Here is a 26,328-nt window from a genome sequence, read left to right as displayed (position 1 = left end):
GATCGTTGGTCAGCTGTCGGCGATGCGTTTGACGGCGAAGAGGACGATGACGAGGACTGAGAAGATCCGGATCGCGCGCTGGCCGGTGGTGACCACTGGCCAGGACAGGAAGCCGAGCCAGCAGAGCAGGAGCGCCAGGAGCAGCAGCGCGGGGACTCCGGCGGGGAGCGGGGCGAAGACGCCGATCAGGGCGAGCACCAAGGTGATGGCCGGGAGGGTGAGTTTCGGCATGCCGTGCAGCCGGGCGACGACCGGGTAACTCGCCTTGGTGATCCGGGCCCGGAGCGGGCTGACCGGCTGGCTGCTGGAGGAACTCATGGCCCCATTGTTCCTTGCGTCCGAAGCGGTACGGGTCCTGACCCTCGGTTGTTCGGACGAAAAGGGGAGGTGAGGTCGGGGTTGCGGGGTGTGACGCCGTAGGGTGGCGCGGGTGTTCGTGGTGATCAGGTTCCGGGTCGAGGAGTCGGCGCAGGCGGAGTTCATCGGCCGGCTCGAGACCGCCGTCGAGGTGCTGTCGCGGCAGAAAGGCTTCGTGGCTGCCCGGACCGGCCGGAACGCCGACGATCCCGAACTGCTCGCGCTGAGCATGGAGTGGCTGAACATCGGCAGCTACCGGCGCGCGCTCTCGCCGTACGAGGTGAAGCTGGCCGCGGTACCGCTGCTCTCGCAGGCGATCGACGAGCCGACGGCGTACGACGATCTGGACGAGTTCGCTCCGCACCGCTGAACCGATAACCTTGACCTTTCTCGTATCACCCATCTGGAGTCGAAAAGTGCCCGTGGATACCGTCGATGCCGTCGTCAGCCTGAGTAAGCGCAGAGGCTTCGTTTACCCGTGCGGCGAGATCTACGGCGGCACCAAGTCGGCCTGGGACTACGGACCGCTCGGCGTCGAGCTGAAGAACAACGTCCGGACCCAGTGGTGGCGCTCGATGGTGACGAGCCGTGACGACATCGTCGGGCTGGACTCCTCGGTGATCCTGCCGACCAAGGTCTGGGAGGCCTCGGGCCACCTGGAGGAGTTCGTCGACCCGCTGACCGAGTGCCAGTCGTGCCACAAACGGTTCCGCGACGACCACCTGCGCGAGGAGTTCGCCCGGCGCAAGAACAAGGACGCCGACGAGGTCAAGCTCGCCGAGATCGCCTGCCCGAACTGCGGCAACAAGGGCACCTTCACCGAGCCGCGGATGTTCAACGGCCTGCTGAAGACCTACCTCGGCCCGGTCGAGAGCGAGGAAGGCCTGCACTACCTGCGGCCCGAGACCGCACAGGGCATCTTCATCAACTTCGCGAACGTGATGGGCACCGCCCGGAAGAAGCCGCCGTTCGGCATCGCCCAGGTCGGCAAGAGCTTCCGCAACGAGATCACCCCGGGCAACTTCATCTTCCGGACCCGGGAGTTCGAGCAGATGGAGATGGAGTTCTTCGTCGCGCCGGGTTCGGACGAGGAATGGCACGAGTACTGGCTGAAGACCCGCTGGGACTGGTACCTCGACCTCGGCCTGAACCCCGACAACATGCGTTTCTACGAGCACCCGAAGGAAAAGCTCAGCCACTACTCCAAGCGCACGGTCGACATCGAGTACAAGTTCCACTTCGGTGGCAAGGAGTTCGACGAGCTCGAGGGCATCGCGAACCGGACCGACTTCGACCTGTCGACCCACTCCAAGCACTCCGGCGTCGACCTGTCCTACTTCGACCAGGAGAAGGGCGAGCGCTGGACGCCGTACGTGATCGAGCCGGCGGCCGGGCTGACCCGCAACGTGCTCGCCTTCCTGCTCGACGCCTACACCGAGGACGAGGCCCCGAACGCCAAGGGCGGCGTGGACAAGCGGACCGTACTGCGTTTCGACCCGCGGCTCGCCCCGGTCAAGGCGGCCGTGCTGCCGCTGTCGCGGAACGCCGACCTGTCCCCGAAGGCGAAGGACCTCGCGGCCGAACTGCGGAAGAGCTGGAACGTCGACTTCGACGACGCCGGCGCGATCGGCCGCCGCTACCGCCGCCAGGACGAGATCGGTACGCCGTACTGCATCACCGTCGACTTCGACACCCTCGACGACCAGGCCGTGACCATTCGCGAGCGTGACTCGATGAAGCAGGAGCGCGTCGCGCTGACCGAGGTGACCGGTTACCTGGCCCAGCGGCTGGTGGGCTGCTGACGATGAACCCATCGGGGATCGAGCGGCCCGCAGTACCGCGCGGCGCTGTGCTGCGGGCCGCCGTGTCGCGTGGCGCTGTGCTGCATGGGGCTGTGCTGCGTGGCGCTGTGGTTCCGGTTGCGCTGCTGCTTGGCGGCCTGGCGCTTGCGGGCTGTTCGGACACGCCCTCGAAGGACGCGGGCGGTACGCCGTCGTCCAAGCCGAGCGGTGGTTCCTCGACAGCGCCGATTCCCACCGCGTCGACGCCGACGCTGACCCCGTTGCCGACGCCGTCCAAGCCGTGGCCGACGCCGAAGGTGACCGGTCAGCCGGCCTCGGACGCGCCGCTCGCGCAGCGCATCCGGTTCGCGATCTCCAAGCAGGCGCAGATCGCGGCCGGCAAGGCCGCCACCACGACGGTCACCTGCCCCGGTATCGAGGACGCGGAGAAGCCCGGCACGCACGACCTGACCTGCACGGTCACGTACGCCGGCAAGTCGTACCCGGGCAAGCTGACGATCGACGCCAAGCAGTACTCGGCAACCTACAAATTCACCTCCGACTCGGTGCCGATCGTGCGCGCCAAGGTGGTCGACGCGGTCCAGCGGACCGTCACCGACGCCGCGAAGGTGACCTGCACGATGGAGGATGTCGCGGTCGTCAAGCCCACCTCGCAAGGCATCTCCTGCGACGTCACCACGACCGGCAACGCGGTCCAGCCTTATCGCGCGCAGATCTCGGGCAATGGCCAAGTCTTGGTGACGAAGGCCTGACATGTCTCTACAACTAGGTGCTCTCACGATCGACACGCCGGTGGTGCTCGCCCCGATGGCGGGGATCACCAACGCGGCGTACCGGCAGTTGTGTGCCGAGCAGGGCGCTGGTCTGTACGTCTGCGAGATGATCACGTCGCGCGGCATCGTCGAGGGTGACCAGAAGTCGCTGGACATGCTCACCTTCGCCGACTCCGAGACCGTCCGCTCGGTGCAGCTGTACGGCGTGGACCCGGTCTATGTCGGGCGCGCGGTCGAGCTGCTGTGTTCGGAGTACGGCGTAGCGCACGTCGACCTGAACTTCGGGTGCCCGGTGCCGAAGGTGACCCGCAAGGGTGGCGGCGCGGCCCTGCCGTGGAAGCGGAATCTGCTCGGCGCGATCCTGCAGGCCGCGGTGAAGGCCGCCACGCCGTACGGGATCCCCGTGACGATGAAGACGCGGATCGGCATCGACAGCGCGCACCAGACGTACCTGGACGCGGGCAAGATCGCCGAGGAGTCCGGCGCGGCGGCGATCGGGCTGCACGGGCGTACTGCGGCCCAGGCGTACTCCGGCCAGGCGGACTGGACGAAGATCGCCGAACTGGTCGAGCACGTGAACATCCCGGTGCTCGGCAACGGTGACATCTGGGAAGCCTCGGACGCGCTGCGGATGGTCGCCGAGACCGGGTGTGCCGGGGTGATCGTCGGCCGCGGTTGCCTCGGCCGACCGTGGCTGTTCCGCGATCTCGCGGTGGCGTTCGCCGGCGGCGAGGCGCTGAATCTGCCGACGCTGGGTGAGGTCGCGACAGTGATGCGGCGGCACGGGCAGTTGCTGGCGGATCTGATGGGGGAGCAGCGCGGGCTGCGCGACTTCCGCAAGCACGTGCCGTGGTATCTCAAGGGTTTCCCGGCCGGTGGTGAGCTGCGCGCGGCGCTGGGCATGGTCGACTCGCTCGCCAAGCTGGACGAATTGCTGTCGCAGCTGGATCCGTCTGCTCCTTTCCCGGTGCAGGAACTGGGCGCCCCTCGCGGTCGCCAGGGCAGCCCGCGCGACCACGTCGTCCTCCCGCACGGCTGGCTCGACGACACCGACGGCCTCACCACAGACATGGCCGAAGCCGAAATCGGCGTCTCCGGCGGCTAGTAGAGCGGATCTACTCCTCGGCTGTTGCTTGGCGGATGGCGAGTTGCTGGACGTCTGGGTTCGGGTGGCGGCGGAGGGTGACCAGGCGGGTGCGCCACTCGGCCGGCCAACCGGCGTACGGGCCGGCGGCGCTGACCAAGGTGCACGCGAGCAGGCCGGAGGCGAGGTCACCGATGCGCGTCAGTTCATCGGCCGGTCCACTCAGCTCCGCAGGTCGCCAACTGGAGTTGGCCAACGCGTTCCGGACCAGCTCGCTCAGGAAGGTTGCCGCAACCGGCCGATCAGCGACGAGCGACACCTGCTGCCGCAGATCGTCGGCAGGCGATGCCCACGAGGTGGCAGTGACGAGAAGACGAAGCCGATGAGGCAGGAAGCTCGGTACGCCGGCCAGCTCGTCGGCGAGGATCCGAAGTCCTGCCCGACGCTCCAGCGGTTGCTGCCGTACGGCGGCCTCGACCGAATCCACCAGCACCGTCAGCCGACGCCATGCGGGCCGGTCGCGGTCCGCCTCGCCGTCGGGTGCGGCCGGATCGTCGTCATGCCGCAGCAGCAACCGGACCACCTCGAGCAGGTCGTCCAGCTCCCCGATGTGCTGCCGCCCGGCCATCACTGCCAGCGCGTCGGCCGCGGTGCGCCAGTTCGGGCTGCGTGACGAGAGATCGGTGACGAACTCACCGCAAACTTCTGCAGCAGCAGGGATCCAGCGACCCCAGCGAGCCAACGCTGCCAAGGCGGCTGCCACCACGTCCGGCTCAGCTCTGGCCGTGACCGCGATCAACAGGTCGCCGTAGCGCGCCCTGTACTTCTCCGCGATGTCCAAAGGCTGCCGAGCCGTGAGTGCCAGAGCAGTCGCATCAGAGTCGTGTACCGCCTGCTGCAGCAGAGCCCAGCTACCCGGCTCGTGCAGCAAGTACTGCGACGCCGTACTCGTGATCGCAGCACGCACATCCCGATGCGCCCCACCCCAGGCATCAGCCAGTACTTCGCTCGCCCCTGGTGCACGTAGCTCGCCCAGGAGCCGCGCAGCCTCCTTGCGAGAGGTCACCTTCACACCGTCGCCCACCAGCAACGGCTGGAAGGCAGCAGCCAGCAGGCTCGGCCGTACGAACCGCGCAGCTCGGGTAGCCGCGTAGATCGCGACACGTGCACGGTCGTCACCTGCATGGGTGAGCAGGGCAGGCAGGGCGAGCTCAGGCTGAGAGGTCCACGCCAGCGCTCCAAGAGCAGCCTCCTGCAGCAGCACCTGATCGCTGGTCAGAAACGGCTCGACTGCCGCGCTACCGATGTCCGGCAAATGCCCGAGCGCTGACACGGCCCCAGCGCGAGACCAGTCCGGCATGCGCTTGTCCCGCGCGGCCGTGGTGAGCAGGTCGGCGTACCGGACGTGCTGGCGGGGCAGCCAGCGGCGGAGCGCCGAGTCGGGGACCTGCCAGGACGGGTGGTTGCGATCGAAGCGGTGGATGCGCTCGGGTTTGGCGAGGACCGGATCGAGCAGGTCGGTGCGAACCTCGGTGACGGCCCGCCAGACCGCATCCCAGCGGGCCATCCCGACGTCCCGCTTGATGATCCGGCCGACCCGCTCGGCCCGGGTGGACGTCGGTTGCAGCCAGAGTTCAGCAGCGCGGCCGACGACGTACTCCTTGTTCGACCAGACGGCCTGCTCGAGAATGCGGTGCAGCTGCTCGTTGGTCCAGCCACGCCGACCGAAAGCCGACGCGATCGCGAAGGCGAGGTCGAACTCGCGACGGGCCGCGGCCGCCTCGACGTACGGGCGTAATGCCTCGTAGACCGCGACCTCGCGCCCGCGCGGGAGTCCGTCGATGAGGCCGTAGAGGTTGACCGTGCCCCGGTTCTCGGTGAGCCGGGCGTGCGACTCCAGACCCCAACCCAGCAAGGCGGATTGGTTGCGCAGGGCACCTTCCCGGACGGCGCACTCCGCCAGCTGGTTCAACGCCGAGCGCACCAGCCAGGAGCTGTCCCGTGCTTCGAGTGCATCGGTCAGCAAGGTTTGCAAGGGCGCCACGTGCTCGTCGGCCAGCACCGATGGCGGTAGCGCGGCCGCCGCGGCGAGGACGGCCCGGCGCACCGGCTCGCGATCGTTGCGAACCCTCGTCGACCACGACAGTGCGGCCTGCACCGCTGCGGCCTGCCGACTGTGACCGGCGGACGAGACGACGGCTCGATAGACCGCGGCACGGTCGTCGGCCTCGGGACGCCGGATCTCCGGTTCCAGCAGCGCGAACGCCTCGTCGTACGGCAGATAGGCGGTGACTTCCCAGCGGCGACGAAGGTTCTCCGCGACGATCGGAAGCTTGAGCATCCGGCGCGCCTGCTCGTGCCGAAGGTTCTGGGGGAGGACGTCGAGGAGCGCGTTGGGAAGGTCGGTCCGGGAGAGGTCGAGCGAACTGGTGAGCGCCGCGAAGACCGCAGCACGCCGCGACGGCGGCAGGTCGGCGAGCAGGTCGGCCGTGTTCGGCCAGAGCAGGCGGCCCAGCGCGCCGAGTTCGTCGTCGGAGAACCGGTGCAGGCGACGGCACACGGCCGGAGTCAGCGCGTGGCTGAGAAGTGGCGATCGATCGGGGGTGAGCAGGATTCGCAGGACCAGCTCGCGGTCCAGGTCGATGAGGCGGCCGAGGACCCCAGTGATTGCCCTTGGCAACTGATTGGCGGGGAGTGCGCGGTCGAGCAGGGCGAGGATCGGGGCGGGTTGCGTGTCATCGCGGTCGAGCAGAGCGACAACGCCGTACGCGATGCCCTGCCACCATTCCTGCCAGTCGGATCCGGTCGGGACAGTCTGCTCGGCATACGCGTGGACGGCGGCCGGGTGCTTGACGGCGAGCCGTTGCCATTCGCCGGCGGACAGGCAATAGGCCAGCTCGGGAAGGAGCCGTACGACGGTGGCGCTGTCCGTGCTGCTCAGGATGGCCGCGGCCGAGCGATCACCCCAGCGATCCCGGTGGTCCTCGATCAGCCGGGTGGCGAGCTCGTGCCGGCCGGTCCGGCGGATCACCCGGAGCAGCTTGCCCCGCAGCGCGGCCGGCGCATCGTCGTACAGGGTGTGGAGGGTCTCGTCAGAGACTGCGACACCGCGCGAGACGGCGACGAGGGCGCGGGCCTGGACGGTGGGATCGGGGTCGGCGAGGAGGTGTGCCACGTAGTCGGTCTGGCCGGCGATCTGGGCCAGTTGCAGGCCGAGCACGCGCTCGAAGGCGGCGCCCCGGCTGAGCTGTTCGAGCAGGGCGACGAGCTCCTGCGTGCCGCGCAGCCGCTGGGCCTCTTGGGCGATCAGCCGCGAGCGTTCGCCGTACGGAAGGCTGTCGAGGGAGCGCAGAAGCTCGGTCGCTTGCATCCCCACATCCTGCCCTGGACCCGTGTCAGACACTAAGGTCGTTGCCATGGCGAAGGAGCCGGACGAGACGCGTGACGGGGTACCGCTGACCAACCTCGACCAGCCGTTGTTCGACGGCGCGGAGGCGACCAAGCGCGACCTGGTCGACTATCTGGACGCGGTGCACGAGGTATTGCTGCCTGGATTGCAGGACCGGCCGCTGTCGGTGATCAGGGTCCGGCCGGGGCAGAAACCGTTCATGCAGAAGAACGTCCCGAAGTACACGCCCGAGTGGGTGCGGACCGTGCCGATGTGGGCCGAGGCGTCCAAGCGCGAGGTGATCTACGCGCTGTGCGACGACCGGCGGACGCTGCTGTGGTTCGCGAACCAGCGGGCGGTGGAGTATCACCCGACCCTCGTCCGGGCCGATCGGTGGGACCGGGTCACGCACCTGGTGCTCGACCTCGATCCGCCCGAGGGGGAGACGTTCTCGGCTGCGGTGCAGGCGGCGTTCCTGGTCCGCGAGGCGCTGACCGAGCTCGGGCTGTCCGGCGCGGTGAAGACCAGTGGAGCCAAGGGCGTTCACGTCTACGTGCCGATCGATGACCAGGCGTCGATCGAAGATGCCGCCGCCGCGACTCGGGCGATCGCTGCGCGGGCCGAGCGGATCGATCCGGAACTTGCGACGACGGCGTACGTGCGGGAGGAACGTGGCGGCAAGGTGTTCGTCGACTCGACCCGGGCGGGCGGCGCGACGGTCGTCGCGGCGTACAGCCCACGCGTTCGCCCAGGCGCCACGGTCTCCTTCCCCGTCGGCTGGGACAACCTCGACCAGGTCAGCCCGTCCGACTTCACTATCCGTACGACGCCTGGCCTGCTCGCTGCGACACCTGCGTGGGCGGAGCAACTCCCGGCGCCGCAGACGCTTCCCGCCGACCTGATCGCCGAAGGCCACGAGATCCCAGTCGCCCGGGTGGTCGCCATGCACGAAGGCAAACGCCGCGCCAAAGCCCGCCGAGAAGCAGAAGAGTCCAGCTGACCGGCAGGCCCACCAGCGGCGGCGCAGCCTGCCGGAAGGCGGGCAGTTGCGAGCGGGTCAGCTCGGAAGGAGTGCGTCGAGGAGGAGGCCGGCTGCTTCGCGGGCTCGTTCGGCGGGCTCGGCGGACCGAGAGATAGCAGATCGGGTGATCGCCCCTTCGCTGAGCAGGATCAGGTACTCCGCCAGGCGGGCCGGATCGGGCGCGCCGGCCGCCTCGGTGAGCTCGGTCAGGCGGCGCTGGAAGTCGGCCTTGTGCTCGTTCGCCAGCTCGGCCACCCGGGGTGACACCGTGCCGAGCTCACCGAACGAGTTGATGAACGCGCAGCCGCGGTAGTCCGGCTGCTGGAACCAGTCGTTCAGGAAGTCGAAGGCCGCCAGGATGCGCTCCCTCGGCTCGCCGGCGGCGTCGACATGCTCCGCGAGCATCGTGTTCCACAGCTCGTCGCGGTGCTTCAGATACGCCTCGATCAGCTCGTCCTTGGAGCTGAACAGCTGGTACAGCCGCTTCAGCGAGACGCCCGACGCGGTCCGGATCGCGTCCATCCCCACGGCCTGGACGCCGCGCTCGTAGAACAACGCGTCCGCCGCCTCCAGCACCTGCCGCTGCGCGGTGGCTGTGTCGACCGTCATAGACCCTCCTCCAAACCACGACTTGCGCCGAGAACCATCGTTCTCCTACAGTAGCGGACATCGAGGGAGAACGCTCGTTCTCCGCTCTGGACCTCACCCGCAGGGAGTACTTCGATGACCGTCCTCGAGCCCGCCGCCCAAGCCTTCGCCGACGCCACCGCCGAGCCGCCGTTCCTGTTCCAGCTGGACCCGGCCGACGGCCGCAAGGCGGTTGACGAGGTGCAGACCACCGACTACCCGAAGCTTCCCGTCGACGAGGAGTGGATCACCGCTCCCGACGGCACCAAGGCGCGCATCGTCCGGCCGGCCGGAGTCGCCGGAGTGCTGCCGGTGATCCTCTACATCCACGGCGCCGGCTGGGTCTTCGGCAACGCGCACACTCACGACCGGCTGGTCCGCGAATTGTCCGTCGGCTCGGGCGCAGCGGTCGTCTTCCCGGAGTACGACCTCTCTCCTGAGGTCAGCTACCCGCACGCGCTGGAGCAGAGCTACTCGGTCGCCCGCTGGATCGTTGCTTCAGGCAAGGAGCATGGCCTGGATGCGGAGCGGTTGGCCGTCGTCGGCGACTCGGTCGGCGGCAACATGACGGCCGCGCTGACGCTGCTCGCGAAGGAGCGCGGTGACGTGGCCATCCGTCAGCAGGTGCTCTTCTACCCGGTCACCGACGCGTCGTTCGACACCGCGTCCTACCACGAGTTTGCGGAGGGGTACTTCCTGCAGCGCGAGGGGATGCAGTGGTTCTGGGACCAGTACACGACCGACGAGGCCGAACGGAACCAGATCACCGCGTCGCCGTTGCGCGCGACGCTCGACCAGTTGGCCGGACTGCCCGACGCACTGGTGATCACCGCCGAGGCCGACGTACTGCGTGACGAGGGTGAGGCGTACGCCGCCAAGCTGCGTGCCGCCGGCGTCGAGGTCACCGCGGTGCGGATCGGCGGGGTGATCCACGACTTCGTGATGGTCGACGCGCTCCGCGGTACGCACGGCGCCGAGACCGCGATCAACCTCGCGATCAGCACGCTGAAGAAGGCGCTTCAGTAGGCAGCTGCGTGGAGCTCCGCGTAAGCGGCCGCCAGCTTCGGAAGCGTGTAGTGGGCGTTCAGTCCACTCGGATTCGGCAGGATCCAGAGCTGGGTCCTGCCGATCGTCCGGACCTGCCGGCCCATCGCGGCCTTCCGCTCCCCGAACGCATCTCGGTACGCCGTGATGCCGACCACCGCGAGCCACTGCGGCTCGTACTCGAGTACCTTCTCCACCAGCTTCTCGCCACCCGCCCTGAATTCGGCCTTGCTGAGCTCGTCCGCCTTCGCCGACGGCCGATCGACGACGTTGGTGATGCCGAGCCCGAGATCGAGCAGCTCGGCCTGCTCGTCCGGGCGGAAGATGCGAGGCGTGAAGCCCGCCAGCTGCAACGCCGGCCAGAACCGGTTCCCGGGCCGCGCGAAGTGATGCCCGGTCGCGGCCGACACGAGCCCGGGATTAATCCCGCAGAAGAGGACGCGCAGATTCGGGGCGATCAGGTCGGGCAGCTGCGGCATGAGGGAACTGTAGGTGGACCGCCAACACTGACCAACCGCGGCTGTCTGCTGCAGAGACGCAGCGCTTGAGCGTGAGTGGCCGGCCGCCGCCGGCCTTGATCAGTATTGGCGATCCGCCCCCACCCCCCGGGGCGGTGGGGGCGGGGACGAAGCCCCCACGCCTATCCCCCCGGGCGGGAAGGGCGGGGGTGAATCCGCCCACGCCTAGCCCGGGCGGGAAGGGCGGGGACGAAGCCCCCACGCCTATCCCCCCGGGCGGGAAGGGCGGGGGTGAATCCGCCCACGCCTAGCCCGGGCGGGAAGGGCGGGGGCGAATCGGCCCACGCCTACCCAGGGCGGGAAGGGCGGGGGACCGACCTAGTCGTTCTCGTTGTTCAAGGTGGCGGGGAGTTGGGACTGGATGCAGCTTCGGGCGACGAAGAGCCAGATGGTTTCGCCGAGGGCGTCGACGCGGATCATCGAGGCGCCGTTGTCGTTGGTCGAGTAGCGGTAGCCGCCGGTGCTGGGCAGGGCGAAACCGACCGGGTCGTGCAGGCGGCCGCTGGTGTAGTTGCTGTCGACGAAGTAGTTGTAGTACCCCGTGCAGGCCGACGGGTTGATCGCGACGATGATCGAGCCGTTGCCGGTGTGCGGAGCGGCGTCGAAGTCGTGCCCGAAACTGCGCCGGTGGGACAGGCGATCGCTGGTGGCGCTGCTACAGCTGTCCGCGACCGGCGTCGAGTGCGAGGTGTCGAGTGCGCCCGGAACCAGATAGGTGCAGAAGCTCGACCCGTCGCCCGCGCGCCATCGGCCGAAGTGGAAGTTGCTGGCAGTCGTCGTACTGACGTCGAAGAGCGTGCCGGCGATCGCGGTCCCCATCACGTAACCGCAGGACTTGTTCGCCAGCCAGCCGCCGGCCGGGATCGTGCCGTGGTTGTTGCAGGCGGCCGGCTTCGGCACGTTGCCGATCGTGCGGTACTGATTGATCGCACTGGCCGGCTGGCTGAGTCCGGCAGCTGCCAGCACTCCGGCAGCGACGGCGACGAAGACTCGTTTGAGGGCGGAGTGATTCATGTCAGCAGAACCAGCCGTCCTGGACCCAGCCGCGGTGGTTGATATCGCCGTACGCGAAGCCGTAGGCCCAGCCGGGGATGACACGCTCGACCAGGAATGTCTGGCCGTAGTGCAGCGTGCCGGAGCGAGCGCCGCCTGGGTCTGTGCGCAGTTGGAGGTCCTGGGCGCAGACAGTCTCGCGGACGCCGACCGTCCCGTTGGCGGCATCGGCCTGGGTCGGGGCGATGGCGAGGCCAGCGACGAGCAGAACGCTGGTGGCGGCGGCAGTACGTAGTACTCGTTTCATGGAATCTCCTCGGACGGGCGGTGGAGGGAAGTGAAAAGAGGAAGGAAGGCGAGGGGTACGGCGGTGGAGGGTGGCAGTCACCAGCTGTTGTAGCCGCCGATGCATTCCTCGCGGATGAAGCCCCAGTCGTTCGGGCCGAAGTCCTGGATCGAGGCCCAGCCGTTGTAGACCGGGTGCTTGCCGGGGGTGTGGCCGATCTTGTCGCCGTAGCCCAAGGTCCGCATGTACGTGACCGGGCCGGGGATCGAGAAGTTGTAGTTCTCGTACATCGTCGCGCTCTGGCAGATGTTGATCGCATGCGTCGGTACTTCGACCGCGGTGGCGGCCGGCGCGCCGGCCGCGAGAGTCGCGCCGCCGAGAGCGAGCGCAGCAACGGCGAGAGCGAGCGGGGTTTTGCGTGTCATCACAACCTCCAGGTCGATGTCATCTGTGATGACGGTAGATCGTGTCGTCAGAGATGGCAATAGCTGTACTCCGTGGTTACGCTGACCTGGTGAACCACAGGCGATCGGCGTACGACGAAGAGGCGGCGATCAGCGGTGACGGCACCGCCGAGGGGGCCGGGTCCGCCCGCAAGGCCTTCTACGGGATCGCCGAGATCGCCGAGGCCCTCGGGCTGAACCGGCAGCTGGTGACGGCCTGGCGGCGCCGGCGCAGTCACGGCATGCCCGAGCCGGATGCCGAGTTGTCGTCCGGCCCGATCTGGCGGGGCGAGACCGTCGAGCCGTGGATCGACCTGGTCCGCGACCGGCGCGAGGACGAGGGCGGCCGGCCGCTGAGCCCGGAGGTTGCCCTGCGGGCCGGACGAAGGATGCTGCGGATCGCGGCCCTGCTGCTCGATCAGCCGATCCGCACCCGACTGCTGAGCCAGGCGCTGGCTGAAGCGCGCGAATTACTGCCGCTGGTCGACTCCGCCGCCGACGATCCACTCACCAAGGCGGTCGGCCAACTCCTGTCGCCGGTGCGCGGAACTGACGACCAGCCCCGCGATCTGAAGGCCTTCCGGCAGAAAGTTCTGTCCGAAGTCGCTCAGCTGGAACCGATTGTCCGGCGGGCCGCAGAATCCCTTCCGGATCCGGAGAGTGCGGGTTAGTGTGCGAGCCGTGATCGTCGAAGTACCTGGCTACCGCCTGGCGGAGCCATTGGGTGCGGGCGCGACAGGGGTGTGTACGCGGCGAACCGGCTGTCCGACGGACGGTCCGTCGCGGTCAAAGTGGTGCATCCCGAGCTGGTCGACCCGCAGTACCGTGACCGGCTGCGCCGGGAGGCTCGGCTGGCCGCGGCCGTCGAGCACCCAGGGCTGGTCCGGGTACATGCGGTCGGCGGCGAAGGCGATCAGGCCTGGCTGGTGATGGACCGGTTGAGTGGACCTGACCTGCAGCGGCTGCTGGACGAAAGCGGCCCACTGTCGGTCGATCGAGCGGTCGCGATGCTCGCCGAGGTCGCTGCCGCGGTCGATGCGATGCACGAGGCCGGGGTGATCCATCGGGATCTGAAGCCGGCCAACATCATTCTCGACGGCGATCGCCCGACGGTCGCCGACTTCGGTGTCGCCCGGCAGTTGGCGAGCCTGGAGTCGAGTACCGGGATGGATCTCAGTGGGGGAGCGGACTGGCTTCGCAGCGGTACGCCGTCCGGCCCGTCGCTCGGCGCGGTGGCGGGCACGGTCGCGTACATGGCGCCCGAGCAGTGGCGTGGCGATCCGGTGTCGGCGGCAACTGATGTGTACGCGCTCGGCGGCACGTTGTTCAGTTTGCTGACCGGTCGGCGCCCCTTCGACCGGCGGACCCTGCCCGAACTCGCGTACGCCGTCGCGATGCTCCCACCGCCGGCGCCGAGCGAATACGGCGTACCGGCTGCTTTCGATGAAGTTGTCCGTACGGCGATGGCCAAGGAGCCGGCGGATCGCTATCCCACCGCCGGCGCTTTCGCTCAGGCGCTCCGGGCCGCGGCGGCCGGCGACGTCGCGCCTGCCGTGGTGAAGCAGGGCGGCTGGACGAGGCGCCGGATCGGGAAGTGGGTCGCGATCGCGGCGCCGGTGCTGGTGATCGGCGGGGTGACCGCGCCGATCCTTGCCCAAGGCAATCAACCGCCCACGCAACTGACGGTGTGTGCGCAGGATGCGACCGTGCGGGACGCGCCGCGCAGCCGGACGGTGATCGCGACGGTTCATCATGGCGACCGGCTGACTCCGATCTCGCCGCGCGACGGCGCCGCCTGGGTGCACGTCCGGCTCCCCGACGGCCGGAGTGGCTGGTCGCTCACCGATTACGTCCGGCACCAGTGCTGACCCCCGTCAACCCAGGGTTGACGGATATCGACTCGTCAACCTAAGGTTGACGACATGACTCCAGGACCCGATCTGCAGCAACTCATCGACACGATCCGCCAAGACGCCGGCACCGACGACGTCCTCGTCCAGCTCGCCACCGCGTCGAGCACGATCAACGACCTGACCAGTACCAGCGACGCCGCCCTCGGCTACTTCGTCGACCGCGCCCGAGGTGCCGGCAAGTCGTGGGTCGAGATCAGTACCGTGCTCGGCGTCAGCAAGCAGGCGGCCCACAAGCGCTTCGCCGACTCCTGGGCGGCCGCCCCGGACTTCAGCCGCTTCACCAATCGGTGCCGGGCTGTCCTCGAAGCGGCCGGCGTGGCGGCGCAGGCGCGCAACCACTCCTTCATCGGCACCGAACACGTCCTGCTCGGGATGTACTCCGAGCCGGCGTCGATCGCGACCAAAGTCCTGCTCGCGCACGACATCACCGAGGAGAAGGTCGCGGCCGCGATCGAACCGCTCAGCCCCGCACGCGGGCCTGAGGCGGCCGACCAGACCGACACCGCACTGAACGAAGGCCCGCCGTTCACCCGCCGCGCCGCCCACGTCCTCCAGGACGCGGTCAGCGAAGCCCTTGCCCTGGGCCACAACTACGTCGGTACCGAGCACCTGCTGCTGGCCTTCTACCGCGGCCAGGCAGCGATCGCGACCAAGGTGCTCGAACAACTCGGACTGGACGAGGCAACGGCCTGGTCGGACATCCGGGCGCAGCTCACCAAACTCACCAAGTAGGCGGCGGCATCGATCGGGCCTCGGCGCCGATGCCCGATCTCGGGCCGCATAGGTTGGACGCATGCCTGACTGGACCTCACGCCTGGCCCGACTCGCCGCAGACCACGCCGTTCCCGGGGCCGTCCTCGGCTTGTGGGTGGACGGCGAGGAGACGATCACGCCGTACGGCGTACTCAACCGCGCCACCGGCGTCGAGGTGACCGCCGACACGCTCTTCCAGATCGGCTCGATCAGCAAGGCATGGACCGCGACCATGATCGTCCAGCTGGCCGCGGAAGGCCGGCTCTCGCTCGACGATCACGTACTCCAGTTGTTGCCTGAGGCATCGATCGATGAGCGGATCACCGTTCGGCACCTGCTGACTCATACCAGTGGGCTCGATGGTGACGTGTTCACCGACACCGGTCGCGGCGACGACTGCGTCGCGAAGTACGTCGCACTGCTCGCCGACGCGGACCAGCTCTTCGAGCCGGGGACGGCGTACTCGTACTGCAACGCCGGCTTCGTCCTGCTCGGCCGCATCATCGAGGTACTGGACGGCCGCAGCTGGGACGAATCCCTGCACGCCCGCATCACCACGCCGCTTGACCTCCACTCGACGGTGACGCTGCCAGAGGAGGCGATCCTGCACCGTGCCGCCGTCGGGCACCTTGCCGACGGGACCCCGGTCAGCACCTGGCAACTCCCGCGCAGCCTCGGCCCGGCAGGCCTCATCACAGCCAGTGCGAGCGACGTACTGCGCTTCGCCCGGCTGCACCTCGAAGACGAGTCATATGCCGCGATGCGCGAGCCCCAGGTGGAGTACCCGGCCGGCTCGGACATCGGCCACGTCGGCCTCACCTGGCGACTCTACGATTGGTCGGGTCACCAGCTCTTCGGTCACGACGGCTCCACCATCTCGCAACTGGCCTATCTCCGGATCCACCCGGAAGCCCGCGTCGCGATGGTGCTGCTGACCAACTCCGCCAACGGGAACGCGCTGTTCGAAGCGGTCGCCACCGAGGTCTTCACGCAGTACGCCGAAGTCGCGCCCCCACCGGCTCCCGAACCGGTTGACGCTGTTGTGCCGACCGACGCCATCCTCGGCAGCTACGAACGGGCCGGCATCCGAATCGACGCCACCCGCGAAGGCGACCGTCTCCTCCTCACCGAAAACGCCACCGGCGCCCGCCTCGCCTTCGCCGAAAACCCGGTCGTCGAACACGAACTCCACCCGACAACACCCCTCGACGGCAACCACTACGTCTACCGCACCGCCCCCGACCAACCCTGGACCCCAGTCACCTTCACCCCCACCCACCTCCTCGCCTGGGGCCGAGTCACCCCGCGCGTCTAGTACTACGCCCCACTTCGCGCCTCCTACGTCGGCCGCTCGACCCGCCCACCCCGGTTCGCCGCTCCTTCGTCGCGGCTCGATGAAGGCAGTCCGCGTCGCGTGTGCTCCATACGGTCAGACCAACCGTGGACGCCCGTCACCCGATGACCTCCCCGCAGAGTTCCGTGCCCTCGTACTGCGTTCCCTCGCGCCTTCCTCCTTGGGCCAGACCCACCCGCCCAGATCGCCGACCCTAGGTGGCGAATCGACGAATGCGGTGTATGCGGAAACCGTCTGGCCATGCCCGCGACACCTGCTGATCGGGGCAGTCTGTGTGAACACCGTCGGTAGCTCCCGACTTCCGCCCGACCCGCGGCCCCATGCGCCAGCCGATTGCCCAGCGCCAGCACCCGAGCCGCGACGAAGGAGCGGCGACCCGGGGTGGGTCGGTCGAGCGGCCGAAGCAGGAGGTGCGAAGCGGGGCGTAGTACTAAGCCCTCAGGGGAATTCGGTGTCTGGTTTGGGGAGGGCGAGCTAACGTCGGGGGCGTGACTAGTGCACCTGTTGAGCTGCCCCGGAATGTTGGCGAGCTTCGGGCCGCCGGCTATCTTCCCCGTTCGATCAAGACCGAGATCCGCGACAATCTGCTGACCGAGTTGCGCGCCGGGCGCGACCCTTGGCCGGGGATCGTCGGGTTCTCCCGGACTGTCATCCCTCAGTTGGAACGTGCCCTGCTCGCCGGGCACGACGTAGTACTGCTCGGTGAGCGTGGTCAGGGCAAGACGCGTCTGCTCCGCACGCTGGTCGGGTTGCTGGACGAATGGACCCCGGTGATCGAGGGAGCGGAGCTGCCCGAGCACCCACTCGACCCGATCACCCCCGCCTCGCAACGGCGAGCAGCTGAGCTCGGTGATGAGCTGCCCGTCGCGTGGTTGCACCGCAGCCTCCGGTACGCCGAGAAGCTCGCCACTCCGGATACCTCGGTCGGCGACCTGATCGGCGACGTCGACCCCGTCAAGGTCGCCGAGGGCCGTAGCCTCGGCGATCCCGAGACCATCCACTTCGGCCTGGTACCGCGGGCGCACCGCGGGATCGTCGCCATCAACGAGTTGCCCGACCTGGCCGAGCGGATCCAGGTCGCGCTGCTGAACGTGATGGAGGAGCGCGACATCCAGGTCCGCGGGTACACCCTGCGCCTCCCGCTCGACGTCCTGCTGGTGGCGACCGCCAACCCCGAGGACTACACGAACCGCGGCCGCATCATCACCCCGCTGAAGGACCGCTTCGGCGCGGAGGTGCGGACGCACTACCCGCTCGACATCGACGCCGAGGTCGACGTAGTACGCCAGGAGAGCCACCTGACCGCCGAGGTCGGGGAGCCGTTGCTGGAGGTGCTTGCGCGCTTCGTCCGGCATCTGCGGGAGTCGAACGCGATCGACCAGCGCTCGGGTGTCTCGGCCCGGTTCGCGGTCGCGGCGGCCGAGACGGTGGCTGCAGCCGCGTTGAGAAGAAGCGCGATCACCGGCGAGGAGCCGGCGGTGGCGCGGCCGGTCGACCTCGAAGCGGTTCCCGCCGTACTGCGGGGCAAGCTCGAGTTCGAGCCTGGTGAGGAAGGGCGCGAGACCGAGTTGCTCGAGTATCTGCTCCGGAGGTCCGTCGCCGACACCGCCCGGGAGCGTTTCGCCGGGCTCGACCTCACCCCGCTGGCCAATGCCGTTGCCGACGGCAACCTTGTGACGACGGGCGAGCGGATCCCGGGACGCGACGTACTGGCTGCCCTGCCTGAGCTTCCGGTGCTGCACGACGTCGCCGCCCGGGCAGGAGTGGAGCCGGACGACTCGCCCGGACGGATCGCGGCCGCGGTCGAGCTCGCCCTCGAGGCGCTCTACCTGTCCAAGCGATTGGCCAAGGACGCGGACGACGACACGACCGTCTACGGGGTCTGACCATGACTTCCGCGCTACCGGAAGGCTGGTCGTACGGGCCGTGGCACGACGGTCCCGATCCACTGGCCGCGCCGGTGGATCTCCGTGACGCCCTCGACGAACTCGGCCGCGATGTGATGGCCGGGTCGTCGCCGAGGTCCGCGCTGGAGGAGTTGCTCCGGCGCGGTACCCGGAACACCCAGGGGCTCGACGATCTCACTCGCCGGCTGTGGGAACGCAGGCGCGAGATCGAGAGCCGGCACAACCTGGACGGCACGCTGCGCGATGTGCAGCGGCTGCTGGACGAAGCGCTCGCGGCTGAGCGGCACGACCTGTTCCCGAACCCGTCCGACGAGGCGCGGTTCAAGGAGATGCAGCTCGACGCGCTCCCCGCCGGTACGGCGGCCGCAGTACGGGAGCTGGCGAACTACGAATGGGAGTCGTCGGAGGCTCGGCAGAAGTACGAGCAGATCCGCGAGTTGCTCGGGCGCGAACTGCTCGGGTCGCGGTTCGAGGGCATGAAGGAGGCGCTGGAGAACACGACGCCGGAGGACGTCGAGCGGATCAACGAGATGCTCACCGACCTCAACGCGTTGCTCTCGGCGCATGCGCAGGGCCATCCGGAGATCGACGGGTTGTTCGCCGAGTTCATGGCCAAGCACGGCGAGTTCTTCCCGGAGAACCCGCGGAACGTCGATGAGCTGATCGACGTACTGGCTGCCCGGGCCGCGGCGGCGCAGCGGATGCTCAACTCGATGACGCCTGAGCAACGCGCTGAACTGGCTCAGCTTTCACAGCAGGCCTTCGGGAGCCCGCAACTTGCCCAGCAGCTCGCGAATCTCGATGCGCAGTTGCAGGCGTTGCGGCCCGGTGAGGACTGGACCGGCTCCGAGCGGATGAGCGGTGACGATCCGCTCGGGCTGGCCGATGGTGCCCGGGCGATGTCGGATCTGGCCGAGCTGGACGCGCTGGCCGAGCAGTTGGCTCAGTCGTATCCGGGTGCTCGGCTGGAAGACATCGACCTCGACGCGCTGACTCGCCAGTTGGGCGACGAGGCGACCGTCGACGCTCGGCGCCTGTCCGAGTTGGAGCGGCAACTCCGGGACCAAGGATTGTTGGAGCGCGCTCCGGACGGCTCACTGCAGTTGTCGCCGAAGGCCCTGCGGCAATTGGGTCAGACGGCGCTGTCCGACGTACTGCGTACTGCTCGCGGGCAATCGGGTGAGCGCGACGCCGCCACGGCCGGTGCGGCCGGGGAGCTGAGCGGGTCGACGAGACCGTGGCAGTTCGGCGATACCCAGTCGTGGGACGTGTCGCGCACGGTTCGCAACGCCGTACTCCGTACTGCGGGTGCTGGGCGGGGCGGTTCGGTCAAGCTCGACGTGGCCGACGTGGAGATCGCCGAGACGGAGCATCGCGCACGGGCCGCCGTCGCGCTGCTCGTGGACACCTCCTGGTCGATGGTCCAGGAGGGGCGCTGGCTGCCGATGAAGCGGACGGCACTGGCGTTGCACCAGTTGATCTCGACCCGCTATCGCAACGACGCGCTCCAACTCATCACCTTCGGCCGGTACGCCGGAGTCGTCGAACTGCCGCAGCTGATCGGACTGGAAGGGACCTGGGAGCAGGGCACCAACGCGCACCACGCGCTGCTCCTCGCCGGCCGACACCTCCGCCGCCATCCCGATGCTCAACCGGTCGTCTTGATGGTGACCGACGGCGAACCGACTGCCCACCTCGAACCGGATGGCACCGCCGAGTTCGACTACCCGCCTCGCCCGGCGACGCTGCGCAAGACGGTCGCCGAGGTGGACCGCCTGGCCAAGCTGGGCGCCTCGCTCACGGTCTTCCGCCTCGGCGACGACCCGCGCCTCAACGCCTTCGTTGATTTGCTGGCCCGCCGCTCCGGCGGCCGGGTCCTGGCACCCGACGCAGACGGTCTCGGCGCCGCGGTAGTAGGCGACTACCTCAGAACCCGCCGCAAGCTCTGAGCGCCGCAAGCTCCGAATGCCCAAAGCTCCTAGGGCCGCCGCGAGCTGAGTGGCCGAAAGGGAGGCGTGTACCCATCTCAAAGGTGGGTATGCGCCTCCTTTCGTGTTTCCTCGGGAAAACCCTCGTCTGTCCTGCGTTGTCAATGAGGTAAGGGTTTTCCGCCCCTCATCATGTGGGCAGAGTCACCTTCTCAATGTGAGACCAGTGTGCAACTGGACTGTTTTTCTGCCTTACTCTGAAAAGACGTCCACGCCATCGGAGCCGTCGGGCCAGCGAGCACCCATCTCGCGACCAGTCGCCGCCTCACACCGTCAGGGAGTCACCGTGCCGAAACTCGTCTACGACTTCGCCGAAGGCAACAAGGACATGAAGGAACTTCTCGGTGGCAAGGGAGCCAACCTCGCCGAGATGACCAACCTGGGCCTGCCCGTCCCGCCCGGTTTCACCATCTCGGCCGAAGCCTGCAAGGTCTTCCTCCGAACCGGTTCGGTGCCGCCCGAGCTGGCCGACGAGATCGACCACCACGTCGCGGAACTCGAGCAGAAGATGGGCAAGAAGCTCGGCCAGGCCGACGACCCGCTGCTGGTCTCGGTCCGCTCCGGTGCCGCCGTGTCGATGCCCGGCATGATGGAGACCGTCCTGAACGTCGGCCTCAACGACGACTCCGTGAACGGCCTCGCCCACCAGTCCGGCAACCCGCGGTTCGCCTGGGACGCCTACCGCCGGCTGATCCAGATGTTCGGCAAAACTGTGCTCGGCATGGAAGGCGACGTCTTCGAGGACGCGATCGAGGCGGCCAAGCAGGCCAAGGGAACCAAGAACGACCTGGACCTCGACGCCGACGACCTCAAGGCGCTGGTGGAGAACTTCAAGGCCGCCGTCCACGAGCACACCGGCCGGGAGTTCCCGCAGGACCCGCGCGCCCAGATGGACCTGGCGATCGAGGCCGTCTTCGGCTCCTGGAACTCCGAGCGCGCCATCCTCTACCGCCGCCAGGAGCGGATCGCCACCGACCTCGGCACGGCGGTGAACATCTGCTCGATGGTGTTCGGCAACCTGGGGATGGACTCCGGCACCGGCGTCGCGTTCACCCGCGACCCGGCCAGCGGTCAGCCCGGTGTGTACGGCGACTACCTGCAGAACGCCCAGGGCGAGGACGTGGTCGCGGGCATCCGCAACACGGTCCCGCTCGCCGACCTGGAGTCGATCGACAAGACGTCGTACGACGAACTGATGTCGATCATGGCGAAGTTGGAGGGGCACTACCGCGATCTGTGCGACATCGAGTTCACCGTCGAGCGCGGCAAGCTCTGGATGCTGCAGACCCGCGTCGGCAAGCGAACGGCGGGTGCCGCGTTCCGGATCGCGACCAGCCTGGTCGACGAGGGTGTGATCGACATCGACGAGGCGCTCCGCCGCGTCAAGGGCGCGCAACTCGCGCAGCTGATGTTCCCCCGGTTCGACAGCGAAGCGGGCAAAGACCTGCTCACCAAGGCGATCGGCGCATCTCCGGGTGCGGCCTCCGGCAAGGTGGTCTTCACTTCCGCCGCTGCCGTCGAGGCCGCCGAGAAGGGTGACAAGGTCATCCTGGTCCGGCGCGAGACGAACCCTGACGACCTGCACGGGATGATCGCCGCACAAGGCGTGCTGACCAGCCGCGGCGGCAAGACGTCACACGCGGCGGTCGTTGCCCGAGGCATGGGAAAGACCTGCGTCTGTGGCGCCGAGGACCTCGACGTGGATGTTGCCGCCGGCAAGATCAAGGTGAACGGCACGACGGTCGAGGCCGGCGACGTGATCTCGATCGACGGCACCACCGGCGAGGTGTTCCTCGGCGAGGTCCCGGTCGTCCCGTCCCCGGTCGTCCAGTACTTCGAAGGATCGCTGGCCGCCGACTCCGGTGACGAACTCGTCGGCGCCGTCCATCGGCTGATCAGCCACGCCGACGAGGTGCGCCGACTCGAAGTACGGACCAATGCCGATACGGCCGACGATGCCGCGCGGGCTCGCCGGTTCGGTGCCCAGGGCATCGGTCTGTGCCGGACCGAGCACATGTTCCTGGGCGAGCGGCGCGAGGCCGTCGAGCGGCTGATCCTGGCCGAGGACGAAGCCGAGTGCGAGGCGGCCCTCGCCGTACTGGAACCCTTGCAGCGCAAGGACTTCCTCGAGTTGCTGGGTGCGATGGACGGGTTGCCGGTGACGATCCGGTTGATCGACCCGCCGCTGCACGAGTTCCTGCCGTCGATGGAGGACCTGGCCGTCAAGGTCGCGCTGGCCAAGGAGCGCGGTGAGGACCCGGGCCACGACGCCACGTTGCTCGCGGCGGTCGAGCGGCTGCACGAGCAGAACCCGATGCTCGGGTTGCGCGGTGTCCGGCTCGGACTGGTCATCCCGGGCCTGTTCGCGATGCAGGTCAGGGCGATCACGTCCGCCGCGGCCGAGTTGAAGAAGCAGGGCAAGGATCCGCGGCCCGAGATCATGATCCCGCTCGTCGGCGCGGTGCAGGAGCTGCAGCTCGCCCGCGACGAGGTCGAAGGCGTGCTGAAGCAGGTCGCCGAGGACGAGGGCGTCGAGTGGTCGACGCCGATCGGCACGATGATCGAGTTGCCGCGCGCGGCGGTGACCGCGGGCCAGATCGCCGAGGAAGCCGAGTTCTTCTCCTTCGGGACGAACGACCTGACCCAGACGACGTGGGGCTTCAGCCGCGACGACGTCGAGGGCTCGTTCTTCTCGAAGTACCTGGAGAAGGGCATCTTCGCGGTGTCGCCGTTCGAGTCGATCGATCGCGACGGCGTCGGCGCGTTGGTCCGGATGGGCGCCGAACGCGGTCGCGCCAGCCGCCCCGACCTGAAGCTGGGGATCTGCGGCGAGCACGGCGGCGACCCGGACAGCATCCACTTCTTCCACGAGGTCGGCCTGGACTACGTGTCCTGCTCGCCGTTCCGCATCCCGGTGGCCCGCCTCGAAGCCGGCCGCGCCGCGCTGAGCTGAGTTCGTAGTACTCCGCGCCGTAAGTCCGTTGAGGGCCGGCGGCGCGGAGCACTAACCTGCCCGAATGGGCCGACTCGAGCTGCGCACAACCTTCGGAGAAGACGCCGAGCTGTACGACCGGGTCCGCCCGACCTACCCACCGGCCCTGTACGACGAGTTGGCAGCCCTGGTGGGGAATCGCCCCCGGGTGCTGGAGATCGGCTGCGGGACCGGCCAGGCGACCAGGCCGATGCTGGAGCGTGGCTGGTCGGTGAAAGCAGTCGAGCTGAGTCCCGAGCTGAGCCGCGTCGCGCGCGCGAAGTTGCCGGAGCTCGAGGTGATCACGGCCGACTTCGACACCTGGCCGCTGCCGGCCGAGCGGTTCGACATGGTGCTCTCGGCGACCGCGTTCCACTGGCTCGACCCGCAGACCCGGATGAGCAGGGCGGCGGACCTGTTGCGTCCCGGTGGTGTGCTCGCGGTGGTGTCGACGCATCACGTCGCCGGTGGCAGCGAACAGCTCTGGAGCGACGTACAGGATTGCTATCGCCGCTTCACCACCGACGCGGATGAGAGCGGTCTGCCCGACCCGGCTTCCGTTCCGGACGACCCGTCGGAGTTCGATGCGTCAGGCCGGTTCGGTCCGGTGACGTTCCGCCGCTTCACCTGGGAAGCGACGTACACGACGGCCCAGTACCTCGATCTGCTGTCGTCTTATTCGGGACATCGGGCCTTGACAACGAGAGCCCGTGACGGACTGTACGAGTGCATCGGCGCGCTCATCGAGGCGGCCGGCGGTTCGATCACGAAGAGTTACCTGACTCAACTGAGTGCAGCAAATTGCCTTAACCAACCTCTTGCATCCGGCTGATCTGCTGGTCCAAGATGTCGGAGCGGGAAGGGCGATCACTGTCGACTTTCGGGTCTGACCTGAACCAGCCGCTGTGGCGGCTCGTGACGCCCTTCCCGCACCAAATTCCCCTTGTTCCGTGGGGATTCCGGCCGGTCTTATAAGGTCTGGAGTATGGCTCTCTTCGCACTCCAGCTGAAGTTCACCGACACCGAACGCCGGATGGAGGTCCGCCCGGCCCACCGGGAGTACCTGCATTCCTTGAAGGACGCGGGCAAGCTCGTCACGGCCGGCCCGTTCGCGGACCAGACCGGCGCCCTGCTGATCTACGACGTCGCCGACGAGTCCGAACTCCGCGACATCCTCGCCAGGGACCCGTACACCGCAGCCGACGTCTACGAGATCGTCACGCTCACCGAGTGGCAGCCCCTGTTCCCGGTCAACGCCTAGCCGAGCACGAGCGGCAACCTCGCGCCGAAGCCTGCCAAGGCCGCCCGCTCGTCGGCAGTTGCCTGACGGCGTCCGGTGCCGATCAGCAACGCGTCCTGATCGGAGAACACAGCGGGGAACGCGCTCCCGGCGATCCGCTCCAACGCCACCCGCGCAGCCGCCCGCCCGGCTGCGGACCCCACGTCGTCCAGGTGGAACTTGAGCCACCGCGGTTCGCCGTACGCCGCAGCCAGCCGTGGGATCAAAGCGTCCAGCGGATCCTCCCCGGTCGGCGGCTCGACCAGCTTCCAATAGCCGGTCGCGTCAACCGTTGCGGGACCGTCGGCCGGCGTCACCAAGGTGATCAGCACGTCTTGCGCATCGATCACCAGATGACACACCAGGTCGCGCACGCTCCACCCGACACACCCGGACGGCTGCTCGAAGTCCTCATCGGCCGTCTGCGCCACCGCCGCCAGCAATGCTGCCCACGCCTGCCCGAACTGCTTCATCCCAGCAAGCCGGCGGTTCAGGCTTCGGTGGGTTCCAGGTTGAGGTGGTCTACGTAGGCCCACAGCCAGGCGAGGGGGGCGAGGACCAGTTCTGGTTCGCCGGCGTCGTCGGCGACGAAGAGCATGGAGCCTTCGCCGTGGCTGATGTCTTCGCAGACCGCGTCGCAGAGTTCGAGGGCGGCCTCGAAGGGGACCAGCTCCGGGCCGTCCTCCGAGCGCGGCCGGGGGAGTGGCAACACCGGCGCCTCGTCGGTGCCGTCGAGCTCCACCGACACCTGCTGCAGCGCCTCGTAGAGGTCGTACGAGATCAGGCCGGCCAACGGGTTCCCGTCGATGCCGATCAGATACGGGTCGTCGGCACCGGCCCGGTAGCTGTCCCGTACTTCGGGTAGCGCGGCGGCCAGGTCGCTCACTTCGACGTACGGCGCTTCCGAGGGCTCGACCTCGTCGGCCTCATCACCGACCCCGCCGCTGCGCATCTGGTCGAACGAGTGCAGCAGGTCGTTGAGTTCGTCGTACGCGCCACCGCCGGGAGCGGCCTGGGAGCGCTTCTCCAAGTCGCGCAGGTGCTCGACGAGATCGTCCTCGAAGTGCAGGTCGTACCGCGGCAGGCCCGGCTCGCGGCCGGCGTTGATCTGGGCGACGATCTGGGTCGAGACCGGACCGAGTCGCTCGGCCAGCACCTCCAGCGGCGTGGTCGGCTTCTCCTCCTCGTCGTGCACGCACGAGTCGTCGTCGCCCTTGCCCTCGCTCTCCATCGCGAGCAGCACGGAGAACGCCGGGAACGCGATCAGCGCCGCGGTCGCCATCGGACCGTCGCCGATCAGCATCAGCGGATTCCCGCCGGCCTCGGTGCGCCGCAGGTGATCGGGCAGCAGTACGGCGGCCTGCTCGACGTTGACCTGACTCGCCAGCGAGGACAGCCCGTGGTCGGTGTCGACGCCCAGTTGCTCCACGAGCGTCTCGGAACTCATGTCGAAGTTGGAGCGCAGGTAGTAGCGCAGCCAGCCGGCGTCGACGGGGTTGCCCAGCAGTTCCGCGATCCGGCCGCGGAAGTCGGCGAGGTCCGCGATCGCGAGTACCACCAGCACGGGCTGGTCGCCGTCGCCGATCACCAGCGGCCTGGTGTCGCCGTTCTGGAAGCCGTCGATGACCTGGTGCAGCCCTTCGGCGGCTGCTTCCAGCGGCCACGACTCCGCCTCGAACTCGGTCACACCTGCGGCGGTGTTGACGTCGTCGGGCATCTACTGGTCCTCTCCGATGGCGGCGGCGGGGTGGCGCTAACTGTAGGGGGCGGCAGTACCAGCGAGGGCACCGCGTCGGTGGGTCGTGACATTGGCTACGCTGTCAGCGG

Annotated in this window: 24 protein-coding genes; 15 read left to right on the top strand and 9 right to left on the bottom strand. The window is 68.4% G+C overall.

Annotated elements, in window-relative coordinates:
* Nucleotides 1-9: 9 nt before the first annotated feature.
* Nucleotides 10-318 (bottom strand): DUF6703 family protein, encoded by a 309-nt coding sequence (locus tag DIZ26_RS24810; protein ID WP_112245572.1) that lies wholly within the window; start codon nucleotides 316-318, stop codon nucleotides 10-12.
* A 112-nt stretch (nucleotides 319-430) separates the two neighbouring features.
* On the opposite strand from DIZ26_RS24810, the gene DIZ26_RS24805 reads away from it, so the two are divergent.
* From DIZ26_RS24805 to dusB, 4 genes are read left to right on the top strand one after another with little or no spacing between them, the layout of a single operon-like run.
* Complete coding sequence (locus tag DIZ26_RS24805) at nucleotides 431-727, top strand: antibiotic biosynthesis monooxygenase family protein (RefSeq protein WP_112246062.1); 297 nt, start codon at nucleotides 431-433, stop codon at nucleotides 725-727.
* A 46-nt stretch (nucleotides 728-773) separates the two neighbouring features.
* Nucleotides 774-2,159 (top strand): glycine--tRNA ligase, encoded by a 1,386-nt coding sequence (locus tag DIZ26_RS24800; protein WP_112245570.1) that lies wholly within the window; start codon nucleotides 774-776, stop codon nucleotides 2,157-2,159.
* 2 nt (nucleotides 2,160-2,161) lie between these two features.
* Nucleotides 2,162-2,911: a hypothetical protein gene (locus DIZ26_RS24795; protein WP_232828576.1), complete on the top strand. Its 750-nt coding sequence runs from the start codon at nucleotides 2,162-2,164 to the stop codon at nucleotides 2,909-2,911.
* 1 nt (nucleotide 2,912) lies between these two features.
* Complete coding sequence (gene dusB, locus DIZ26_RS24790; RefSeq protein WP_112245568.1) at nucleotides 2,913-4,037, top strand: tRNA dihydrouridine synthase DusB; 1,125 nt, start codon at nucleotides 2,913-2,915, stop codon at nucleotides 4,035-4,037.
* A gap of 10 nt (nucleotides 4,038-4,047) precedes the next feature.
* On the opposite strand, the gene DIZ26_RS24785 is transcribed toward dusB, so the two are convergent.
* The gene (locus DIZ26_RS24785) at nucleotides 4,048-7,386 is read right to left on the bottom strand and encodes a hypothetical protein (RefSeq protein ID WP_112245566.1); all 3,339 of its coding nucleotides are present in this window, start codon (nucleotides 7,384-7,386) and stop codon (nucleotides 4,048-4,050) included.
* A gap of 46 nt (nucleotides 7,387-7,432) precedes the next feature.
* Here DIZ26_RS24785 and ligD point away from each other — a divergent pair, with 46 nt between their 5' ends.
* Nucleotides 7,433-8,404, top strand: a complete 972-nt coding sequence (ligD, locus tag DIZ26_RS24780; RefSeq protein WP_112245564.1) for a non-homologous end-joining DNA ligase — start codon at nucleotides 7,433-7,435, stop codon at nucleotides 8,402-8,404.
* Between the two features lie 57 nt (nucleotides 8,405-8,461).
* Here the strand turns inward: ligD and DIZ26_RS24775 are convergent, their stop codons facing one another.
* Nucleotides 8,462-9,034 (bottom strand): TetR/AcrR family transcriptional regulator, encoded by a 573-nt coding sequence (locus DIZ26_RS24775; RefSeq protein ID WP_112245562.1) that lies wholly within the window; start codon nucleotides 9,032-9,034, stop codon nucleotides 8,462-8,464.
* A 114-nt stretch (nucleotides 9,035-9,148) separates the two neighbouring features.
* Between DIZ26_RS24775 and DIZ26_RS24770 the strand changes: the two genes are divergently transcribed.
* Nucleotides 9,149-10,078 carry an alpha/beta hydrolase gene (locus DIZ26_RS24770; RefSeq protein ID WP_112245560.1) on the top strand — a complete coding sequence of 310 codons (930 nt, stop codon included), beginning with the start codon at nucleotides 9,149-9,151 and terminating at the stop codon, nucleotides 10,076-10,078.
* Here the strand turns inward: DIZ26_RS24770 and mug are convergent.
* From mug to DIZ26_RS24750, 4 genes are all read right to left on the bottom strand, one after another.
* A complete protein-coding gene (gene mug, locus DIZ26_RS24765; protein ID WP_112245559.1) occupies nucleotides 10,072-10,575 on the bottom strand; it encodes a G/U mismatch-specific DNA glycosylase in 504 nt (167 codons plus the stop codon). The two genes, DIZ26_RS24770 and mug, sit on opposite strands and share 7 nt — an antisense overlap.
* 357 nt (nucleotides 10,576-10,932) lie before the next feature.
* Entirely contained in the window at nucleotides 10,933-11,628 is a 696-nt protein-coding gene (locus DIZ26_RS24760) for a hypothetical protein (protein ID WP_112245557.1), read from the bottom strand.
* A gap of 1 nt (nucleotide 11,629) precedes the next feature.
* Nucleotides 11,630-11,914, bottom strand: coding sequence for a hypothetical protein (locus tag DIZ26_RS24755; RefSeq protein WP_198676271.1), 285 nt, complete (start codon nucleotides 11,912-11,914; stop codon nucleotides 11,630-11,632).
* 77 nt (nucleotides 11,915-11,991) lie between these two features.
* Nucleotides 11,992-12,318: a hypothetical protein gene (locus tag DIZ26_RS24750; RefSeq protein WP_112245555.1), complete on the bottom strand. Its 327-nt coding sequence runs from the start codon at nucleotides 12,316-12,318 to the stop codon at nucleotides 11,992-11,994.
* 89 nt (nucleotides 12,319-12,407) lie between these two features.
* On the opposite strand from DIZ26_RS24750, the gene DIZ26_RS24745 reads away from it, so the two are divergent.
* The 9 genes from DIZ26_RS24745 to DIZ26_RS24705 all read left to right on the top strand — a co-directional run bounded on the left by DIZ26_RS24745 (nucleotide 12,408) and on the right by DIZ26_RS24705 (nucleotide 24,483).
* Complete coding sequence (locus DIZ26_RS24745) at nucleotides 12,408-13,007, top strand: hypothetical protein (protein ID WP_112245553.1); 600 nt, start codon at nucleotides 12,408-12,410, stop codon at nucleotides 13,005-13,007.
* 48 nt (nucleotides 13,008-13,055) lie between these two features.
* On the top strand, nucleotides 13,056-14,204 hold the full coding sequence (locus DIZ26_RS24740; RefSeq protein ID WP_269815405.1) for a serine/threonine protein kinase: 1,149 nt from the start codon (nucleotides 13,056-13,058) through the stop codon (nucleotides 14,202-14,204).
* Nucleotides 14,205-14,258: 54 nt separating this feature from the next.
* Entirely contained in the window at nucleotides 14,259-14,981 is a 723-nt protein-coding gene (locus DIZ26_RS24735) for a Clp protease N-terminal domain-containing protein (protein ID WP_112245549.1), read from the top strand.
* 61 nt (nucleotides 14,982-15,042) lie between these two features.
* Complete coding sequence (locus DIZ26_RS24730; protein ID WP_112245547.1) at nucleotides 15,043-16,317, top strand: serine hydrolase domain-containing protein; 1,275 nt, start codon at nucleotides 15,043-15,045, stop codon at nucleotides 16,315-16,317.
* Between the two features lie 527 nt (nucleotides 16,318-16,844).
* On the top strand, nucleotides 16,845-18,242 hold the full coding sequence (locus tag DIZ26_RS24725; RefSeq protein ID WP_112245545.1) for an ATP-binding protein: 1,398 nt from the start codon (nucleotides 16,845-16,847) through the stop codon (nucleotides 18,240-18,242).
* Nucleotides 18,243-18,244: 2 nt separating this feature from the next.
* Nucleotides 18,245-20,212 carry a VWA domain-containing protein gene (locus DIZ26_RS24720; protein WP_112245543.1) on the top strand — a complete coding sequence of 656 codons (1,968 nt, stop codon included), beginning with the start codon at nucleotides 18,245-18,247 and terminating at the stop codon, nucleotides 20,210-20,212.
* A gap of 325 nt (nucleotides 20,213-20,537) precedes the next feature.
* Entirely contained in the window at nucleotides 20,538-23,204 is a 2,667-nt protein-coding gene (gene ppdK / locus DIZ26_RS24715) for a pyruvate, phosphate dikinase (protein ID WP_112245541.1), read from the top strand.
* 64 nt (nucleotides 23,205-23,268) lie between these two features.
* Nucleotides 23,269-24,054 carry a class I SAM-dependent methyltransferase gene (locus tag DIZ26_RS24710; protein ID WP_112245539.1) on the top strand — a complete coding sequence of 262 codons (786 nt, stop codon included), beginning with the start codon at nucleotides 23,269-23,271 and terminating at the stop codon, nucleotides 24,052-24,054.
* Between the two features lie 153 nt (nucleotides 24,055-24,207).
* Nucleotides 24,208-24,483 carry a YciI family protein gene (locus DIZ26_RS24705; RefSeq protein ID WP_112245537.1) on the top strand — a complete coding sequence of 92 codons (276 nt, stop codon included), beginning with the start codon at nucleotides 24,208-24,210 and terminating at the stop codon, nucleotides 24,481-24,483.
* Here the strand turns inward: DIZ26_RS24705 and DIZ26_RS24700 are convergent.
* Complete coding sequence (locus DIZ26_RS24700; RefSeq protein WP_112245535.1) at nucleotides 24,480-24,974, bottom strand: maleylpyruvate isomerase N-terminal domain-containing protein; 495 nt, start codon at nucleotides 24,972-24,974, stop codon at nucleotides 24,480-24,482. The genes DIZ26_RS24705 and DIZ26_RS24700 overlap by 4 nt on opposite strands.
* Before the next feature lie 17 nt (nucleotides 24,975-24,991).
* The gene (locus tag DIZ26_RS24695; protein WP_112245533.1) at nucleotides 24,992-26,218 is read right to left on the bottom strand and encodes a hypothetical protein; all 1,227 of its coding nucleotides are present in this window, start codon (nucleotides 26,216-26,218) and stop codon (nucleotides 24,992-24,994) included.
* Between the last annotated feature and the right edge of the window lie 110 nt (nucleotides 26,219-26,328).

The sequence above is a fragment of the Kribbella monticola genome, from assembly GCF_003261635.1.
GTDB classification, from domain to species: domain Bacteria; phylum Actinomycetota; class Actinomycetes; order Propionibacteriales; family Kribbellaceae; genus Kribbella; species Kribbella monticola.
The sequence above is the reverse complement of the archived record's forward strand: the minus strand, read 5'-3'. Positions and strand labels throughout refer to the sequence as shown.

Coding starts and splice junctions, on each gene's coding strand:
- DIZ26_RS24795 (WP_232828576.1), top strand. CDS start 2,162: ATGAACCCATCGGGGATCGAGCGGCCCGCAGTACCGCGCGGCGCTGTG.
- DIZ26_RS24750 (WP_112245555.1), bottom strand. CDS start 12,318: ATGACACGCAAAACCCCGCTCGCTCTCGCCGTTGCTGCGCTCGCTCTC.
- DIZ26_RS24705 (WP_112245537.1), top strand. CDS start 24,208: ATGGCTCTCTTCGCACTCCAGCTGAAGTTCACCGACACCGAACGCCGG.
- DIZ26_RS24785 (WP_112245566.1), bottom strand. CDS start 7,386: ATGCAAGCGACCGAGCTTCTGCGCTCCCTCGACAGCCTTCCGTACGGC.
- DIZ26_RS24695 (WP_112245533.1), bottom strand. CDS start 26,218: ATGCCCGACGACGTCAACACCGCCGCAGGTGTGACCGAGTTCGAGGCG.
- DIZ26_RS24775 (WP_112245562.1), bottom strand. CDS start 9,034: ATGACGGTCGACACAGCCACCGCGCAGCGGCAGGTGCTGGAGGCGGCG.
- mug (WP_112245559.1), bottom strand. CDS start 10,575: ATGCCGCAGCTGCCCGACCTGATCGCCCCGAATCTGCGCGTCCTCTTC.
- DIZ26_RS24700 (WP_112245535.1), bottom strand. CDS start 24,974: ATGAAGCAGTTCGGGCAGGCGTGGGCAGCATTGCTGGCGGCGGTGGCG.
- DIZ26_RS24810 (WP_112245572.1), bottom strand. CDS start 318: ATGAGTTCCTCCAGCAGCCAGCCGGTCAGCCCGCTCCGGGCCCGGATC.
- DIZ26_RS24735 (WP_112245549.1), top strand. CDS start 14,259: ATGACTCCAGGACCCGATCTGCAGCAACTCATCGACACGATCCGCCAA.
- DIZ26_RS24760 (WP_112245557.1), bottom strand. CDS start 11,628: ATGAATCACTCCGCCCTCAAACGAGTCTTCGTCGCCGTCGCTGCCGGA.
- dusB (WP_112245568.1), top strand. CDS start 2,913: ATGTCTCTACAACTAGGTGCTCTCACGATCGACACGCCGGTGGTGCTC.
- DIZ26_RS24710 (WP_112245539.1), top strand. CDS start 23,269: ATGGGCCGACTCGAGCTGCGCACAACCTTCGGAGAAGACGCCGAGCTG.
- DIZ26_RS24755 (WP_198676271.1), bottom strand. CDS start 11,914: ATGAAACGAGTACTACGTACTGCCGCCGCCACCAGCGTTCTGCTCGTC.
- DIZ26_RS24720 (WP_112245543.1), top strand. CDS start 18,245: ATGACTTCCGCGCTACCGGAAGGCTGGTCGTACGGGCCGTGGCACGAC.
- ligD (WP_112245564.1), top strand. CDS start 7,433: ATGGCGAAGGAGCCGGACGAGACGCGTGACGGGGTACCGCTGACCAAC.
- DIZ26_RS24730 (WP_112245547.1), top strand. CDS start 15,043: ATGCCTGACTGGACCTCACGCCTGGCCCGACTCGCCGCAGACCACGCC.
- DIZ26_RS24770 (WP_112245560.1), top strand. CDS start 9,149: ATGACCGTCCTCGAGCCCGCCGCCCAAGCCTTCGCCGACGCCACCGCC.